The sequence below is a fragment of the Rhodopseudomonas parapalustris genome (assembly GCF_053772255.1).
In genome coordinates, this window is sequence record NZ_JAMKBZ010000030.1 from 48,342 (window position 1) to 63,963 (window position 15,622).

The following is a 15,622-nucleotide window of genomic DNA, read 5'->3' on the forward strand; positions in this document are numbered from 1 at the left end:
GGCGCCGAATGGCGACCGGGCCTTTCTTTATTCTTCATTTGTAGTTGGTTTGCTGTTTGGATCCTGCATCGCCGCTCAACCGAGGCAGCGACGGAATTCCGGCAGCGCGCGATGCGTCACCGCCCAAGCGGCGTTATCGACCGCCGCCCCCTGCGACGACAGCTTAGCGATCACCAGCCGGCTGGCCCGATCGACGAACAGGTTCTGCCCGTGGATGCCCATCGCGAACATCGTCTTCGGTTCGTCGTGGATCACGTACCAGCCGCCGCGATAGCTGAAATTCCGGTACGGAAACAATTTTTGCCACTCGCCTTGCTGCCAGGCAGCCCGATCGCCTCCGCTCCACAGATCGTCGATCCATGACGACGGGACGATCGACCGCTCGTCGCGCAGGCCGTCGTCGAGCACCATCTGTCCAATACGCGCGAAATCGCGCGCCACCATGCTGAAGCCGCCGGTGGTGCGAGCTTGGCCCTGCCTGTCGGTGGTGATCGAGGCCGGCTGCTCGGCGCCGAGCGGGCGCCACAACAGGTCGGATACCAACGTGGCGAAGCGGCTGCCGGTGGCGCGCTCGATCGCCCAGCCGAGCAGATCGGTGTTGGCGGAGACGTAGCGGAACGGCCCGCCATGCGGCTGCGGCTTGATCGCCAAGTTGCGATAGAACGTCTTCAAATCGCTCGGAGGCTCGTTCGGCGGCACCGGATCCCAGCCTGCGGCGGCCGCATAGGCCCGCTGGGCGTCGAGGTCGATCAGGATGCCGGTCCGCATGTCGAGCATCTGCCGCAGTGTTGCGCCCTGATAGGCGGTGCCGGCCACTTCCGGTATCAGCGCCGTCACTTCGGCTTCGAGCTGCAGATGTCCACGCTCGCTGAGGATGCCGGCGATCAGCCCAGTGATCGATTTCGACGCCGACATGATGATGTGCGGTGTCGCTGCTGTCGTGCCGTTGGCGTAAGCTTCAAAGGCGATCGTGCCGTCCTTGAGCACGACCAGCGCATCGGTGTCGGTGGCGGCCAGAAAGCGGTCGAGGTCGAGCATTTCTCCGCCCTGGGCGCGAACGCGAAACCCCGTGAGTTCGCGCGGTGCAGTAGCAAGGGGCCAGATATCGTCCGGCGCGTTGAGGATCGTCTCGGTCGGGATCAGGGCATCAATGTTACGGAACGACCAGCGGCTGAACGGCAGCTCGCGCCAGTTGGCGAGCGTTGCGCCGGATGCGTCCTCCGGCGCGGCGGGATCGGAACGGGGCATGCGAACTCCAGGTGGGGGCCCGGATGATGTAGGCGCTCGCCCGCCGATGGTCCATGCTGGCGGCTTCGCCAAAAAGCAAAGCCGTTCGCCGAAGTGCTTCCCGATCTCACCGGGACCGAACAAGGCGCTGACCAAGCGGCTGGTGTCGCTGCGGCTGGCGCCAGAGGTGATCGACACCTACAAGGCCGGAGGCCCCGGCTGGCAGTCGCGGATCGACGCCGATCTGCGTCGCATCAACAAGATCAAACGACCCCGACGTTTCGTCTCCGGGAGAAGCTCTCGGAGACTGCAGTTCGTCCCTGTTGTTGCGCTGTCGACCGACCTCACAGTCCCTGAAACTTGAACGGTTCCGCCGGCTTGAAGCGATCGTGCACCTCGCCGGCGAAGGTGTTGCGCTGACCGGGGCCGAGGTCGAGTTTTTTCACCATGCCCTTGTCGGCGGCAAACTCGATCTTGGTCAGATCGACCCAGAACACGTTCGGCGTCAGCGCGGATTCGAAGAAGTACAGTTTGCGCTTGTGGTCGGCGACGCTGCGCCAGCGGGTCGAGGAGATGTTCGGCTGATCGGGCGTCGAGATCCCGAACGGCACCGACACATTGCGGATCACGCTGAAGGCGGCGGCGATCGATTCCACCGGGTCGGGCGTCTTCGGAATAGCGCCGACATAGAAGGATGCGCGCGCGAAGCGGTCGGCCGCGCGATTGGTGCCCGGCAGCATCACTGTGCCGCCGATCTGCCGCCAGTACGAAGCCAGCGCGAGCTGTTGATCGAAGGTCGGCGAATTGGTCATCACTTGGAATTGCCGGCCGTGGTGGATCACCTGCTTGCCGTCGATGTATTCGATGATGGCGCTGTCGCCGGAGGCATCCGACAGCGACAGGTGTACCGTGGCAAGGCGTTGCTCGCCCGGCATATTATCGGTGACGACCGTGAACGGTTCCTTCGCCAGCGCATCGACCGCTTCGGCGACGGTGGCGAAGTTATCGAGCGCATATTGCGGCCAAAGCGACAGCGCCAGGCCCGGCTTGGAGCCGCCGAGCGGCGGATACTGCGATTCCGCCAGCCACAGCACGTTGGCGACGAGACCCGCTTCATTGATGCCGTCCGAGGTCGCGACGTCGTAGGCCGACGCGATAACGCTGCCGTAGCGCGCGGTCCATTGGGCCGAATTGGGGCCGGCTTCGCCGAAGCGCTTGATGCCTCGCGGGAAGATCCAGAGATTGGTGCCGATGTCACGCGCCCAATCCATCGACCGCGCCGTGATCACCTGATTGTCAGCGCCGAGATAGACCAGGCGGGTGCAGGCGTCTGCGACTGGCGGCAGTAACGATCCGGCGATTGCCAGTGCGCCGGCGCAGGTGATGAGGAGACGTCGCTTGAAGCCGATCATGCTGGACCTCCGACCCCACCGAGCGTGGGTGTATTCTGCTATGCGGAACATTCCTCCGATGCGGCTATCATACGCTGATTCCGCGCGCCGACAGCGGTACGCGGCGCACCCATGCGCTGACGTTGCTGTCGTTCCAGCCGAGGATGCGCTAGTGGGATGCACTGGCGAAATTCCCGCATCGTTTCAGCCCGACGAGATTCCGCGCCCGCATGAGCATGTCCGAACGCCAGAGCCGCACGTCTGCGGACACGACACATCATCTCCTGTCCGACGAAGCTGCCGCCGAACTCTCCAGCATTCCCACCGAAGTGATCAATCTCGGCGACGCACCGCCGCTGGCGCCGGCCGGCGCGCTGACGCAGGGCGAAGTTCGCGCGATCTTGTTGAGCTTGCTGCTGGCGATGTTTCTTGCCGCGCTCGATCAGACCATCGTCGCCACTGCTCTGCCGACGATCGGGCGGCAATTCGGCGACGTCGAGAGCCTGTCCTGGGTGATCACTGCCTATCTGTTGTCGTCGACGGCGGTGGCTCCGGTGTTCGGCAGCTTGGCCGACATCTATGGCCGGCGGGTGATGATCATCGTCTCGCTGAGCCTGTTCGTCGCCGGATCGGTGATGTGCGCGCTGGCGCCGAGCTTGCTCGTGCTGATCCTCGGCCGCGCCCTGCAAGGGCTGGGCGGCGGCGGCATTATGCCGATCGTGCAGACCGTGATTTCTGATGTCGTCACGCCGCGCGAGCGGGGCCAGTATCAGGCCTACTTCTCCGGTGTCTGGGTGTCGGCCGGGATCGGTGGGCCGATCCTCGGCGGCTTCTTCGCCGAACACCTGCACTGGTCGATGATCTTCTGGATCAATCTGCCGCTCGCCATCGGCGCGCTGGCGCTGTTGCTGCCGAAGATGGCGAAGATCCCGGTGTATCATCGCCGCCGCAAGGTCGACTGGCTCGGCGGTGTGCTGCTGATGGCGTCGGCAATGGCGGTGATGCTGGTGCTGACCTGGGGAGGCAACCGCTTTTCATGGCTGTCGCCGACGATCCTGGCGCTGTCCGGCGCAGCGGTGCTGTTGGCGGCGAGCTTCGTCTGGCATGCGCTTCGGGCGCGCGAGCCGTTCCTGCCGCTGCCATTGATGAGCGGGAGCGTGGTGCCATGGGCGATGGCCGGCGGCGCCTTCACCATGGGCGCGATGATCGCGCTCACCGTGCACATGCCGCTGTATTACGAGGCGGTGTACCACCTGACCGCGAGCCAATCCGGCTTGGCGCTGATCCCGATCGCGGCTGTCTCGGTGTTCGGCGCGGCGTTCACCGGTCGGGCGATGGTGCATGTCGAGCGCTACAAGCGGATCGCGATTCTCGGCACGGGCTTCGCGGCGCTGATGGCCTCGGCGATCGCGATTCTGACGCCGCTGCCGCTATGGCTGTTCCTGGCGCTGTTGTCGCTGTGTTCGCTCGGACTCGGCACGGTGTTTCCGGTCAGCGTCGTCTCGATCCAGAATGCAGTGCCGCGGCCGCAGATCGGCACCGCGACGGGCGCGATGAACTTCTTTCGGGCGCTGATGGCCTCGTTTACGGTCGCGGCGTTCACGGCGATCCTGCTGATCGCGCTGGGCGGTGACATCCAGCTCGGCGGCGGCGAGCATCGCCACGTCACCGGCAACGTTGCTGCTGCCGACATGGTGGCGGCATTCCGCTGGGTGTTCGGTGCGGCGGCGCTGATGTTGGCTGCGTCGGCGTTGTGCATTGTGGCGATGGAAGAGCGGAAGCTCGCCGGCCCCGAACCGACGCTCTCGCTTTCGGAATAGGGAGCCCAAAGGCCCTGGCATTTGCCGTTAGCCCGCAACTGAAAATTCAGTACTCTGCCGCACAACGGCCGTAAGCTCGGCGCAGGGCGTTGGCTGGCGCCGCTCGGGCGCGAGAAGCGGGTGACGGGATGGCATCCCCGGACGGCAGTCGCAGCGACACTTTCCGGAATCGGCGCCGCCGCAATCGCGCCCGTTTTGCGCTGGCGGCAGTGCTGACTTTCATCCTGGTCGCGGTCGGTGTGCTGGCCCTGGTGTTCTATGAATTGCGGCCGGTGAGCTTGAAGATCGCGGTCGGACCGGGCGGCGGCGATGATCTGAAGCTGGTGCAGGCGCTGGCCCAAACCTTTGCCCGGGACCGCGCCGCGGTCCGGCTGGTGCCGCTGGTCACCGGTGGGGCGACGCCGAGTATCGAAGCGTTTCGCGACCACAAGGCCGACCTCGCGGTGACCCGTGCCGATCTCGATCTGCCGGCTGACGCGCAGGCGGTGGCGGTGCTGCGCAAGAACGTTGTCGTGCTGTGGGCGCCGTCGTCGGCCGGGAAGGGCAAGAAGTCGGTCAAGACCATCGCGGATTTGGCCGGCCGCCGGGTCGGTGTGATCGGGCGGACGCCTGCTAACGTCAAACTATTCGACATCATTCTGGCCGAATCCGGCGTAGCGTCCGACAAGGTGCAGAAGGAGCAGTTCGCCACCGGGCAACTCGCCGAGATGGCGCGCGATCCTTCGCTCGATGCGTTTCTGGCTGTCGGCCCGCTCGACAGCAAGATCACCGGCGAAGCCATCGCCGCCACCGCCAAAGCACGCGGCGATCTGCGGTTTCTGCCGATCGACATCGGCGATGCGATCGCCAAGAAATATCCCATCTACGAGTCCGAAGAGATCCCGGGCAGCATCTTCTCTACCAAGCCGGCGCGGCCCGAGGACAAGGTCGACACCGTGAGCGTTAATCATCTGATCATCGCGCGGCAGTCGCTGTCGTCGGTGACCGTGACCAAGCTGGCGCGGCAGATCTTCGCCGCCCGCCAGCAGATTGCACGCGAGATGCCGCTCGCCGGCAAGATCGAAGCGCCCGACACCGAGAAGGACGCGGCGATCCCGGCGCATCGCGGCGCCGCCGCATTCATCGACGGCACCGACCGCACGTTCATGGAGCGCAACAGCGACTACATCTGGGGATTGGTGTTGCTGCTGTCCGGCCTCGGCTCGGCCGGCGCCTGGTTCCGCAGTTACTTGACCCGCGACGAACGCGAAGCCGGCGCCAAGATGCGCGATCACGCGTTGGCCATGGTCGCGAAGGCGCGCAAGGCGGAGTCGCTGGAGGCGCTCGAAGCGCTTCAGCACGAGATCGACCAGATCTTGCGCCACACATTGGATTGTTATGACGACGGCGCGATCGAGGATCTCGAGCCCTTCGGTCTGGTGCTGGAGCAATTCCATCATGCGGTGCTGGATCGTCGTGCGGCCCTGACCGCGGCAGGGCCCGAACTGGTGCCGGCGCAGCCCGCGGCGCACCCGGCCGCCGATCCGTAAGGCAGCTTTGTCGGATTGCCATCAAGAATCCTGTAACCTGTCACCGCTAGTGTTCCGCCAGGTTCCGCCGAAGTCGGGACAGGGTGACGTGCGAACACAGGAGAGTTCGGTGCGACGACTGATTGAGCGTTTTCGAGCCGATACCAGTGGCGCCACCGCGATCGAATACGCCCTGATCGCCGCGGGTCTTAGCATCGTGATCGTCGGCGCTGTCACCGCACTCGGCACCAGCGTGACCGCCAAATACACCTCGGTTGGCGACGCGCTCAAAAAGCAGTAGCTCTTTCGTCCAGCCTACGCCTAGCCGACGCGGACCGGAACGTTTCCAACCTCGATCGAATTGGAATTCGAGCTACTGCTTTTTGACAGCTCCTTTTCACGCGAACCCGTTTCAACTTCGCGCGAAAATACTCAACTAGGAACGATCAGCTCGCCGCGGCCGATCGCATGCCGATCTTCGGTTCCGAGGCAGCCAGAACTCGAGGATTTCAAGCGCGCATCGCGACGAACGATTTCGGTAGACCGACGAAGTACTCGACGATGATCTTGGCGTTGGGGAACAGGCTGTCGACCATGGCGCGGTCGAGCATGCTGGCGTGTTCCACCGCCCACATCCCGTCGGTCACCGTCTGCGCCTTGGTCTTGGCCCAGCCGAGCCGGTGATGCCGCGCGATCCAGAGCTGCATCGGCGCAGGCAGCCAGTGGTAGAACGCCATGCTCTGATGCGGCTCCCAGGGAAACCAGAAATTCGGGGTCTGATGAAAATAACGTGGCGCCACACGCGTCGTCTCGCGGGCGAACGACAGCTTGTTGTGCCAGTTGCCGACGTGCTCGATCACCGAATTCGAATGACAGATGTCATAGGCGTTGTCGGGGAACGGCAAGTCGCAGCCGTTGCCTTCGATCGCCCGGAAGAACTCCGGATTCTTCACCGGGCGGATGTCGTCTTTCAGGTTGAGCAGGTCGATCGTGACCTTGTGCTGGGCGAGGTAGTCCGGGCCGAGCATGTCCCAATAGTATTCCATGCCGCCGACGTCGAGAATTCGCACCTCGCCCTTTTCGGCGTGAACGCTCTCGATCATTCGTCGCAACGGCGCGCTGCGACGACGTCGAAACTTCGAACCGAGGCTCTTCGGATTGTCGTAGTCGCCGATGATCTGTCCGATGCTCCGCATGATCGCGCGCTCCAGTCTGGTTCAGTGACGCCTTGTTCGGTGACGCCTTCGATTGAGCCATTTTCGTAGTATGCGCGTGTGCCGCGAATCAAGCGCAACGGCCGCGAGCGGGCGGCTCACACCCCGCGTTTCTTGCCGAATGATTAACGTGGCCGCCACCCGCACCCACCGAGTGGAGTTGAACCCGCGATGGTTAACCGGTTCTTTGGCGTTGCCTGCTATCGATGAGGGCTCGTCCGTCCAGCGCAACAGAGGCACGAATCATGCGGCTCGCCGATACGTCCGCTGTTCGTGATGCGCGACCTGCAGCGCTTCCGAACGCCGATGCCGACCACGCCGGCGAACCGCTCGCCAGGATCGTTCTGACCTTCGTGGTCGCGGTTACGGCCACGGCGTGTTCGCCGCTGCTGCACGTCGCCAGTCCGATGCTGGCGATCGGAGTGGAAACGCTGATTGCGATCGCGATCGCGATCGCGATGCCGGCGCAGGGGCCGGTGATCGCGATCTTTCTGATGATGTTTCAGAACGTGTTTGTGTCGCTGTTCTCGCCTCTCTTGACCGGGCCGTCTGAACTGGAATTCCTGAAGGGCTACAACTTCCTGATCTGTGCGGTGCTGTGGCTGGTCGCTTTCGCGCGCGCCGTGGTGTCGCAGCGACCGCCTGCGCTGAACCGGCTTCTGCTGACGAGCACCGCGGTGCTCGCCGTGATGGGCATCTATTTCGTCATCGGGCTCGCTCGTGAGCCGAAGGCGGCCGCGATCTATCTTCGCAACATCGCGCTGCCGGTACTGTTGTTTCAGCTCGCGCTGCTCGCCGCCGCGAACCACCGGATCCGGGTGACGCCCTATGTGGTGGCGATCGCCGTTCTGGTGCTGATCTGTGGCGGTGTCGAATTTGTATTCCGCGACGCGTGGCTGGATATCACCAACGGGCATGCTTACTGGCGGCTCGAGGAGATCAAGGCGACCAATTCCGGTGTGTGGGAGCGCGAAATGCGGGCCACCGGCAAGGTGATCGTCGGGATCAAGGATTTGTTCGTCGTCGATTTCTTCAACACCTCGCTGCTGAAGGGGCTCGGCCTCGGCCAGATGCTGCGGCTGTACGGACCGAACATCAGTCCGGTCAGCTTCGCCTACGGCGTCGGCTTTTTCGCGCTGTTTTTGCTGGCGGTGGGACGCAGTGTGCTCGGCGCTTTGGCGTTCGTGTTGATGATGCTGTGCGGCGTCAAGGGCGCAGCGATCATGGTGCTGTTCGTCGCTGCCGCCTGGATCGGAACGGCTCTGGTCGGCCCGGTCCTTGTGCTCGGCGGCGGAGTTGTCGTTCTCGTGGTCTATGCGGCACTCGTGATCCGGACCGGTCTGCAGATCGGCGACTATCACGTCATCGGCTTGATGGGCGGGGTGAACGGTTTCCTCCACGCGCCGCTGGGCCGAGGCCTCGGATTGGGTGGTAACCTGACGGAGGGATTCTCAGGGATCAACTGGCAGGCCGCACAGCAGGCCGGAGCGGTCGAAGGCGCAGCCGAAAGTTCAGTCGGCGTGCTGCTGTACCAGATGGGTGTTGCCGCTCTGATCCCGCTAGGCTTCTATGTGTTCGTGGCGCTGTCGTGCTGGCGGCTCTATGCCCGCTCCGGCATCCTGCTGCTCGGCCTCGCCGCATTTGGCATTCTGGTGGTGCTGACCAACGGTCTGTTTCAGGAAGAAGCCCTGTTCGCGCCGCCCGCGATGGGATTCTTGATGCTGCTTGCGGGCCTGCTGCTCGGCAGCCAGGCGCGGCAGCAAGATTCCGCCGGACCGTTTATGATAAGAAAATAGTCCTTGACAGCGTAACGCTCGTCGCATAGGTTTCGGCCATGCTCCACAATTGGGTTCGGACGACGGCGTGCCGCTGAAGCGTCAAGAGCGTCGTTGTTCCGATCGGTCGCGCAGAATTCACTTAGTTCTGCCTGCGCTGCGGTTTGCTCCGCGCCTCCATTCCACAGCGATGATCGCGTACCGGTCGCCGACGACCTCGTCGGCCGGAACGGGTGTCCGAATGAGGCGTTGGACACCTTGATGGCGTGGCGAAAGCGCCGGAACCAGCTCATGAGGAGGGATGCATGGCGACCCACGAGAACGGCCGTATTGTTGAGAGTTCGATCGAGGCGCGGCAGGGCGAACGCGGTCCTTCCGTGCTTGCCTTGCTTACGATCAGTACGGGTCTTGCCGTGATGATACTCGGTTTGATCTGGTTTGTTTGGTTCAAATAGCCCGGAGCTTCGGCCGCGGTGCGCCAACGCGGCGAACGCAGCAAATCTGTCCGGAGAGGTGCTTCCGACGTGTCCGGACGCGACGTGGCGTTGACGTTTGGGCGATACTGGCCGGTACTATCCCCAGGCTCAGTGTTAATCGATTATTTCGGGGTTCCCGCTCAAATCGATAACGAGTTTCATCGTCCGCCCCGCGGCGCCGCGAGCCGGGAGAGTCTATGTTTCGCCGTAGATCCAAGAGCGATGCCGGAGCCTTGACGCTGCTGGCGACGAAAGCCGTTCGTGCCAACATCATGGTGTCGGACGCCAATCTCAACATCGTCTATATGAACGACTCGGTCACCTCGCTTCTGCGCGATGCCGAGAGCGATCTGCGCAAGGAACTGCCGAAATTCAACGTCGATACGCTGATCGGCACCAATATCGACAATTTCCACAAGAATCCCAGCCATCAGCGCCAGATGCTCAAGAGCCTCAGCTCGGTGCATCGCGCGACGATCCAGATCGGGCCCCGGATTTTCGATCTGATCGCGACGCCGCTCAACAACGTCGATGGCAGTCGCGCCGGGGTCGCGGTCGAGTGGGCCGATGCATCGATCCGGCTGCAGAATCTCGATTTTGCCGGGCAGGTGGCGGCGGCCAACCGCTCGCAGGCGGTGATCGAGTTCAACATGGACGGCACGATCCGGACCGCGAACGAGAATTTCCTGAAGACGATCGGCTACACGCTCGACGAGATCAAGGGGAAGCACCACAACATCTTCGTCGACCCGGCGGATCGCGACAGCGCCGCGTATCGCGAGTTCTGGGCCGCGCTCAATCGCGGTGAATACCAGGCGGCCGAATACAAGCGGATCGGCAAGGGAGGCCGCGAGATCTGGCTGCAGGCCTCGTACAATCCGATATTCGACGACAAGGGCCGGCCCGCCAAGGTGGTGAAGTTCGCGACGGACGTCACCGAGCAAAAACTGCGAAACGCCGATATGGCCGGCCAGATTGCCGCAATCGGTAAGTCGCAGGCGGTGATCGAGTTCGACATGGACGGCACGGTGCTCACAGCAAACGAAAACTTTCTACATGCGCTCGGCTACTCACTTGGCGAGATCAAGGGCAAACCGCACAGCATGTTCGTCGACCCGTCGGAGCGCGACGGCGCGGCGTATCGTGAGTTCTGGGCCTCGCTCAGTCGCGGCGAATACCAGGCGGCCGAATACAAGCGAATCGGAAAAGGCGGCCGCGAAGTTTACATTCAAGCCTCCTACAATCCGATCCTCGACCTGAACGGTCGACCGTTCAAGGTGGTTAAATTCGCCACTGACGTTACCACGCAGGTGCTGGCTCGCATCGGCAACGAACGGGTACGCGGCATGATGGAGACGGTGGCCGCAGGAGCCGAAGAACTCAATACTTCGGTGCGAGAGATTTCCTCGACGATGACCAAGTCGCGCGAGACCGCGGCCGGCGCGGTCGACCGCGTGTCGAATGCCGATGCGCAAGCGCAGCGCCTCACCAGCGCCGCGCAATCGATGAGCGGCATCGTCGAATTGATCAACAACATCACCGGCCAGATCAACTTGCTGGCGCTCAACGCGACGATCGAGTCGGCACGCGCTGGCGAAGCGGGTCGCGGCTTCGCTGTGGTCGCCGCCGAGGTCAAGAACCTCGCCAATCAGGCCAAGCAGGCCACCGACAAGATCGGCGAGGAAATCAGCAGCCTCAATTCGATCTCCGGTGATGTCGCGACAGCGCTGAACGCCATCAAGCAGGCGATCAACGACGTCAGCGAATATGTGACCTCGACCGCCGCAGCGGTCGAAGAGCAGAGCACCGTGACCAGCGAGATGTCGAGCAGCATGCAACGTGCGGCCGCCGAGGCGGCGCGGATCGCGGCTGGCTGAACCGTAGTCTGAGTCCTCTCAACACTGGCCTCGCGCGGCGCGAACATCGCGCGCGCGGGGCTTTTGTGTTCTCGGCGGCGGCGGTGACGACGGCGCGTGCCGACCCATGCCAACGCCGCCTTTTGACTTGCTGCCGACGTTTCTCGATGCGGTGATGACGCGCGACACCGGGACGCGGCTCGGCCGTCAGAAGATCGCCGAGCTGCGTGTCCGCGTGCTGTAATGCAGGGGGCGCGCTGTCGATGCAAAGGACAGAGTCATGTTCGATCGTCTCAAGGCCTATCTCGCGCCGCCCGAAGCCAAAGCCTCGCGCACCGCGCGGCTGCTGGCATTCGAGTCGGGCGGCATCGCGCGCTGGACGCCGCGCGACTATGCGGGGCTGGCTCGCGAAGGATATCTGCGCAACGCCATCGTGCATCGGTGTGTGCGGCTGATTGCCGAGCATGTCGGCGGCTGCGTGTATTCGGTGTTCGACGGCGCGCAGGAGAAGGAGGCGCATCCGCTGGCGCAGCTGCTGGCGCGGCCCAATCCGCGGCAGGACGGGGCGGCGCTGCGCGAGACGCTGGTGGCGCATCTGCTGCTCGCCGGCAACGCCTATCTCGAAGCGGTCGCGCTCGGCGATCAGGTCCAGGAACTCTACGCGCTGCGCCCCGACCGCATCAAGGTGGTGCCGGGCGCCGACGGCTGGGCGGAGGCTTACGACTACAGCGTCGGCAGCCGCAGCGTGCGGTTCGATCAGCACGGCGCGATCCCGCCGATCCTGCATCTGACGCTGTTTCATCCGCTCGACGATCACTACGGCCTGGCGCCGCTCGAAGCCGCCGCCGCCGCGGTCGACACCCACAACGCCGCCGCGCGCTGGAACAAGGCGCTGCTCGACAATTCGGCGCGCCCCTCCGGCGCGCTGATGTATGCCGGACCGGAAGGCGCGGTGCTGAACGAGACGCAGTTCGACCGCCTCAAGCGCGAGCTGGAGCAGACCTACGAAGGCGCCGCCAATGCCGGCCGGCCGCTGCTGCTCGAAGGCGGGCTCGACTGGAAGCCGATGGCGCTGTCGCCGAAGGACATGGATTTTCTCGAAGCCAAGCACGCCGCGGCGCGCGAGATCGCGCTCGCCTTCGGCGTGCCGCCGATGCTGCTCGGCATTCCGGGCGACAACACATTCTCGAACTATCAGGAAGCCAACCGCAGCTTCGTGCGCCAGACCGTGCTGCCGCTGGCGACGCGCGTCGGCAACGCGCTGGCTCAGTGGCTGTCGCCGCAATTCGGAGACGGCGTCCGCCTGGTGATCGACATCGACCGGATCGACGCGCTGTCGCCCGACCGCACCGCGCTGTGGGACCGCGTCACGGCAGCGCCGTTCCTCACCCTGAACGAAAAGCGCGAAGCCGTCGGCTACGCGCCGCTGGAGGGCGGCGACCGGCTGGGGTGAAGGCACACGGCTAAAGGCCGAGCCTGTCGTCATCAGCGCAAACGGTTTTCCAATCTTGACGACCCACTGACGGCGAGCGGACGACTCCCCGCTGCGCGCCGTCCGCGTGCGAGGTGCCGATGTCCGATGTGATCAAGACGTTCACCGAGCGCGGCGATCTGGCTCACTTGGCGTTGTTGCTTTGGGCTGCGGCGGCGTCGGCGGGGCTGTGGTTTGTACTTCGCGAGTGGGCGGCGGCGGTGCGGCGGTTCGATGATTTCGTCCACGCGCTGGAGCTGTTCAACCGCCGGGCCCGGCGGCGCCGGCGCGGCGCGCTGGAGCGTGACGACGACGGAGGGGCCCGATGACCGACCAGACGCAATCGATGGACCGGCTGCACCGCGTGATGGCGTCGATCCGCCGCGAGACCAAATCGGCCAAGGATCCGTCCAAGGTGTTTCGCGAATTTCTCAGCCATCTCGATCAGGCGAACAGCGCGGTGCCGCGGCGCGCGCGGACGAAGCCGATGCCGCGTCGGCCGGCCAAGAAGCGCGCGAAGTAGTTCACCGCGGCGGGGAGGGCGTCGCACCGCGTCGCTAAGCAGGCGCCGCGACGCGCGAACCTCGCCTGAGCCGACCTGACGAGCCGGCCATCCTCACCGCAAAGGGGAAGGGTGAGGGCAGGCGCCGCCTGCCGCTGATCGCGGCGCGGCGTGCCGGCGCTCGATTCAGCAGCTCGTTCTCTCGATCCACCGTTCTCACGAGGCGCTCATGCTTGCCCCGCTCACCGATGCCGTGCCGGCGCCGGCGCGATTTGTGCTCGCCGGCGACGGCAGCATCGAAGGCTATGCCAGCCTGTTCGGCGAGGTCGATCAGGCGCGCGACATGGTGATGCCCGGCGCCTTCACCCAGACGCTGAAGCAGCGCGGCCTGCGCAAAATCCCGATGCTGTTTCAGCACGATCCCGCCGAGCCGGTCGGTGTCTGGCTCGAACTGATCGAGGACTGGCGGGGCTTGCGCGCCCGCGGCCGGCTGATCCCGGACGTGGCGCGCGGCCGTGAACTCCTCGCCCTGCTGCGCGAAGGCGCGATCGACGGGCTGTCGATCGGCTATCGCACCGTGCGCGGCCGGATCGATCCGAAGAGGCGGGTGCGGCGGCTGTATCAGGTCGATCTCTGGGAGATCTCGATCGTCACCTTTCCGCTGCTGAACGGCGCGCGGATCGCGACCGTCAAGCAGACGCCGCGCCCGTCGCCGCAGCGCAGTGCCGCGGAAGCGGCGTGGCGCCGTGTGCAGGACGCGGCAACGATGAGTTCCGGCGATGCCGCGGAGGCACCGGCATCGCCGATCCGGCGCGGGAGGATCGCGGCGACGCTGTCCACCCGCGCCGGCCGCAAACAGGCCTTGGCGAGTATCACCGGCCGCGCGCGCCTGGACCTCGCCCCGCGCGCGCCCGCATCAGCACGGAGCGCCGATGCGGGCGATGGAGCGTCGTCCTGAGCCCCGGCGCCGCGATGCGCGGCTGCCCTCACCCCAGCCCTCTCCCGCAGGCGGGAGAGGGGGCGCGCTGCGGGTCGGGGCGACGACTTTTTTCAGACCGACGTCCTTCATCATCACCACAAGGGATCTCATGATGACCACGTTCGACCACGCCCCCGAGACCAAGGCCGGCCTCGCCGGCGACGATGCGCAGCAGGTGTACGACGCGCTGATGCGCACCTTCGAGGACTACAAGGCCGAGAACGACGCGCGGCTGAAGGCGATCGAGGGCGGCCGCGGCGACGTCGTCGCCGAGGAGAAGCTGGCGCGGATCGACGCGGCGCTCGACAGCCAGCAACGCCGGCTCGACGATCTGGCGCTGAAGGCGGCGCGGCCGCAGCTTGCGGCCGAGCGGCTGCCGGCGGCGGAGCAGCGCGAGCACAAGAGCGCGTTCGAATCTTACGTGCGCAGCGGCGACGCCACCGCGCTGCGCCGGATCGAGACCAAGGCGCTCTCGGTCGGCTCGGCGCCGGACGGCGGCTATCTGGTGCCGACCGAACTCGAGCGCAGCATCTCGTCGCGGCTGGCGACGATCTCGCCAATCCGGGCGCTGGCCTCGGTGCGCGAGATCTCCGGCGGCGTCTACAAGAAGCCGTACACCATCGCCGGTCCGGCGACCGGCTGGGTCGGCGAGACCGATCCGCGACCGCAGACCGCGTCGCCGTCGTTCGACGCACTGTCGTTCCCGGCGATGGAACTGTATGCGATGCCGGCCGCGACCGCGAACCTGCTGGACGACGCGGCGGTCAACCTCGACGACTGGCTGGCCGGCGAGATCGACCAGGTGTTCGCCGAGCAGGAGGGGCTCGCCTTCGTCTCCGGCGACGGCGTGGGCAAGCCGAAGGGCTTTTTGGCCGTGCCGATGGTGGCGAACGATTCGTGGAGCTGGGGCCATCTCGGCACCATCGCCACCGGCGTCTCCGCCGGCTTCGCGTCCTCCGCGCCGGCCAACGTGCTGATCGACCTGATCTACGCGCTGCGCCCCGGCTATCGCCAGAACGCGACCTTCGTGATGAACCGCCGCACCCAGGCGGCGATCCGCAAGTTCAAGGACTCCTCGGGCGCCTATATCTGGCAGCCGCCCGTCACCGCCGGCGGCCGCGCCAGCCTGGCCGGCTTCCCGCTCGCCGACGCCGAGGACATGCCGGACATCGCCGCCAACTCGCTCAGCATCGCCTTCGGCGACTTCCGCCGCGGCTACCTGATCGTCGATCGCCAGGGCATCCGCGTCCTGCGCGACCCGTATTCCGCCAAGCCCTACGTGCTGTTCTACACCACCAAGCGCGTCGGCGGCGGCGTGCAGGACTTTGACGTGACCTGCCACTGAACTTTCATCCAGCTACAGTTAGAGTCTCGGCGGTTTTTACGCCGGTCGGCGTATGTCG

Annotated in this window: 15 protein-coding genes; 12 read left to right on the forward strand and 3 right to left on the reverse strand. The window is 65.1% G+C overall.

Annotated elements, in window-relative coordinates; translation table 11 throughout:
* Positions 1–75 precede the first annotated feature (75 nt).
* On the reverse strand, positions 76–1,248 hold the full coding sequence (locus M9H71_RS20875; protein WP_455406832.1) for a serine hydrolase domain-containing protein: 1,173 nt from the start codon (positions 1,246–1,248) through the stop codon (positions 76–78).
* A 46-nt stretch (positions 1,249–1,294) separates the two neighbouring features.
* On the opposite strand from M9H71_RS20875, the gene M9H71_RS20880 reads away from it, so the two are divergent.
* A complete protein-coding gene (locus M9H71_RS20880; protein ID WP_455406833.1) occupies positions 1,295–1,591 on the forward strand; it encodes a BrnA antitoxin family protein in 297 nt (98 codons plus the stop codon).
* Here M9H71_RS20880 and M9H71_RS20885 read toward each other — a convergent pair.
* The gene (locus M9H71_RS20885) at positions 1,572–2,639 is read right to left on the reverse strand and encodes a linear amide C-N hydrolase (RefSeq protein WP_455406834.1); all 1,068 of its coding nucleotides are present in this window, start codon (positions 2,637–2,639) and stop codon (positions 1,572–1,574) included. The two genes, M9H71_RS20880 and M9H71_RS20885, sit on opposite strands and share 20 nt — an antisense overlap.
* Before the next feature lie 209 nt (positions 2,640–2,848).
* On the opposite strand from M9H71_RS20885, the gene M9H71_RS20890 reads away from it, so the two are divergent.
* From M9H71_RS20890 to M9H71_RS20900, 3 genes are all read left to right on the forward strand, one after another.
* The gene (locus M9H71_RS20890; protein ID WP_455406835.1) at positions 2,849–4,438 is read left to right on the forward strand and encodes an MDR family MFS transporter; all 1,590 of its coding nucleotides are present in this window, start codon (positions 2,849–2,851) and stop codon (positions 4,436–4,438) included.
* 128 nt (positions 4,439–4,566) lie between these two features.
* A complete protein-coding gene (locus M9H71_RS20895) occupies positions 4,567–5,967 on the forward strand; it encodes a TAXI family TRAP transporter solute-binding subunit (RefSeq protein ID WP_455406836.1) in 1,401 nt (466 codons plus the stop codon).
* 109 nt (positions 5,968–6,076) lie between these two features.
* A complete protein-coding gene (locus M9H71_RS20900) occupies positions 6,077–6,247 on the forward strand; it encodes a Flp family type IVb pilin (RefSeq protein WP_455406837.1) in 171 nt (56 codons plus the stop codon).
* A gap of 208 nt (positions 6,248–6,455) precedes the next feature.
* Here the strand turns inward: M9H71_RS20900 and M9H71_RS20905 are convergent, their stop codons facing one another.
* Positions 6,456–7,142, reverse strand: coding sequence for a methyltransferase domain-containing protein (locus M9H71_RS20905; RefSeq protein ID WP_455406838.1), 687 nt, complete (start codon positions 7,140–7,142; stop codon positions 6,456–6,458).
* Between the two features lie 263 nt (positions 7,143–7,405).
* Here M9H71_RS20905 and M9H71_RS20910 point away from each other — a divergent pair, with 263 nt between their 5' ends.
* The 8 genes from M9H71_RS20910 to M9H71_RS20945 all read left to right on the forward strand — a co-directional run bounded on the left by M9H71_RS20910 (position 7,406) and on the right by M9H71_RS20945 (position 15,564).
* A complete protein-coding gene (locus tag M9H71_RS20910) occupies positions 7,406–8,956 on the forward strand; it encodes a hypothetical protein (RefSeq protein WP_455406839.1) in 1,551 nt (516 codons plus the stop codon).
* Positions 8,957–9,240: 284 nt separating this feature from the next.
* On the forward strand, positions 9,241–9,390 hold the full coding sequence (locus M9H71_RS20915; RefSeq protein WP_455406840.1) for a hypothetical protein: 150 nt from the start codon (positions 9,241–9,243) through the stop codon (positions 9,388–9,390).
* A 218-nt stretch (positions 9,391–9,608) separates the two neighbouring features.
* On the forward strand, positions 9,609–11,288 hold the full coding sequence (locus M9H71_RS20920; protein WP_455406841.1) for a methyl-accepting chemotaxis protein: 1,680 nt from the start codon (positions 9,609–9,611) through the stop codon (positions 11,286–11,288).
* A gap of 259 nt (positions 11,289–11,547) precedes the next feature.
* Positions 11,548–12,720: a phage portal protein gene (locus M9H71_RS20925; protein ID WP_455406842.1), complete on the forward strand. Its 1,173-nt coding sequence runs from the start codon at positions 11,548–11,550 to the stop codon at positions 12,718–12,720.
* A 119-nt stretch (positions 12,721–12,839) separates the two neighbouring features.
* Positions 12,840–13,067, forward strand: coding sequence for a hypothetical protein (locus M9H71_RS20930; RefSeq protein WP_455406843.1), 228 nt, complete (start codon positions 12,840–12,842; stop codon positions 13,065–13,067).
* Entirely contained in the window at positions 13,064–13,261 is a 198-nt protein-coding gene (locus M9H71_RS20935) for a hypothetical protein (protein ID WP_455406844.1), read from the forward strand. The genes M9H71_RS20930 and M9H71_RS20935 overlap by 4 nt, the downstream gene beginning before the upstream one ends.
* Positions 13,262–13,469: 208 nt before the next feature.
* Complete coding sequence (locus M9H71_RS20940) at positions 13,470–14,198, forward strand: HK97 family phage prohead protease (protein ID WP_455406845.1); 729 nt, start codon at positions 13,470–13,472, stop codon at positions 14,196–14,198.
* 130 nt (positions 14,199–14,328) lie between these two features.
* The gene (locus M9H71_RS20945; RefSeq protein WP_455406846.1) at positions 14,329–15,564 is read left to right on the forward strand and encodes a phage major capsid protein; all 1,236 of its coding nucleotides are present in this window, start codon (positions 14,329–14,331) and stop codon (positions 15,562–15,564) included.
* The last annotated feature ends 58 nt before the right edge of the window (positions 15,565–15,622 follow it).

Coding starts and splice junctions, on each gene's coding strand:
- M9H71_RS20875 (WP_455406832.1), bottom strand. CDS start 1,248: ATGCCCCGTTCCGATCCCGCCGCGCCGGAGGACGCATCCGGCGCAACG.
- M9H71_RS20880 (WP_455406833.1), top strand. CDS start 1,295: ATGGTCCATGCTGGCGGCTTCGCCAAAAAGCAAAGCCGTTCGCCGAAG.
- M9H71_RS20885 (WP_455406834.1), bottom strand. CDS start 2,639: ATGATCGGCTTCAAGCGACGTCTCCTCATCACCTGCGCCGGCGCACTG.
- M9H71_RS20890 (WP_455406835.1), top strand. CDS start 2,849: ATGAGCATGTCCGAACGCCAGAGCCGCACGTCTGCGGACACGACACAT.
- M9H71_RS20895 (WP_455406836.1), top strand. CDS start 4,567: ATGGCATCCCCGGACGGCAGTCGCAGCGACACTTTCCGGAATCGGCGC.
- M9H71_RS20905 (WP_455406838.1), bottom strand. CDS start 7,142: ATGCGGAGCATCGGACAGATCATCGGCGACTACGACAATCCGAAGAGC.
- M9H71_RS20910 (WP_455406839.1), top strand. CDS start 7,406: ATGCGGCTCGCCGATACGTCCGCTGTTCGTGATGCGCGACCTGCAGCG.
- M9H71_RS20915 (WP_455406840.1), top strand. CDS start 9,241: ATGGCGACCCACGAGAACGGCCGTATTGTTGAGAGTTCGATCGAGGCG.
- M9H71_RS20920 (WP_455406841.1), top strand. CDS start 9,609: ATGTTTCGCCGTAGATCCAAGAGCGATGCCGGAGCCTTGACGCTGCTG.
- M9H71_RS20925 (WP_455406842.1), top strand. CDS start 11,548: ATGTTCGATCGTCTCAAGGCCTATCTCGCGCCGCCCGAAGCCAAAGCC.
- M9H71_RS20930 (WP_455406843.1), top strand. CDS start 12,840: ATGTCCGATGTGATCAAGACGTTCACCGAGCGCGGCGATCTGGCTCAC.
- M9H71_RS20935 (WP_455406844.1), top strand. CDS start 13,064: ATGACCGACCAGACGCAATCGATGGACCGGCTGCACCGCGTGATGGCG.
- M9H71_RS20940 (WP_455406845.1), top strand. CDS start 13,470: ATGCTTGCCCCGCTCACCGATGCCGTGCCGGCGCCGGCGCGATTTGTG.
- M9H71_RS20945 (WP_455406846.1), top strand. CDS start 14,329: ATGATGACCACGTTCGACCACGCCCCCGAGACCAAGGCCGGCCTCGCC.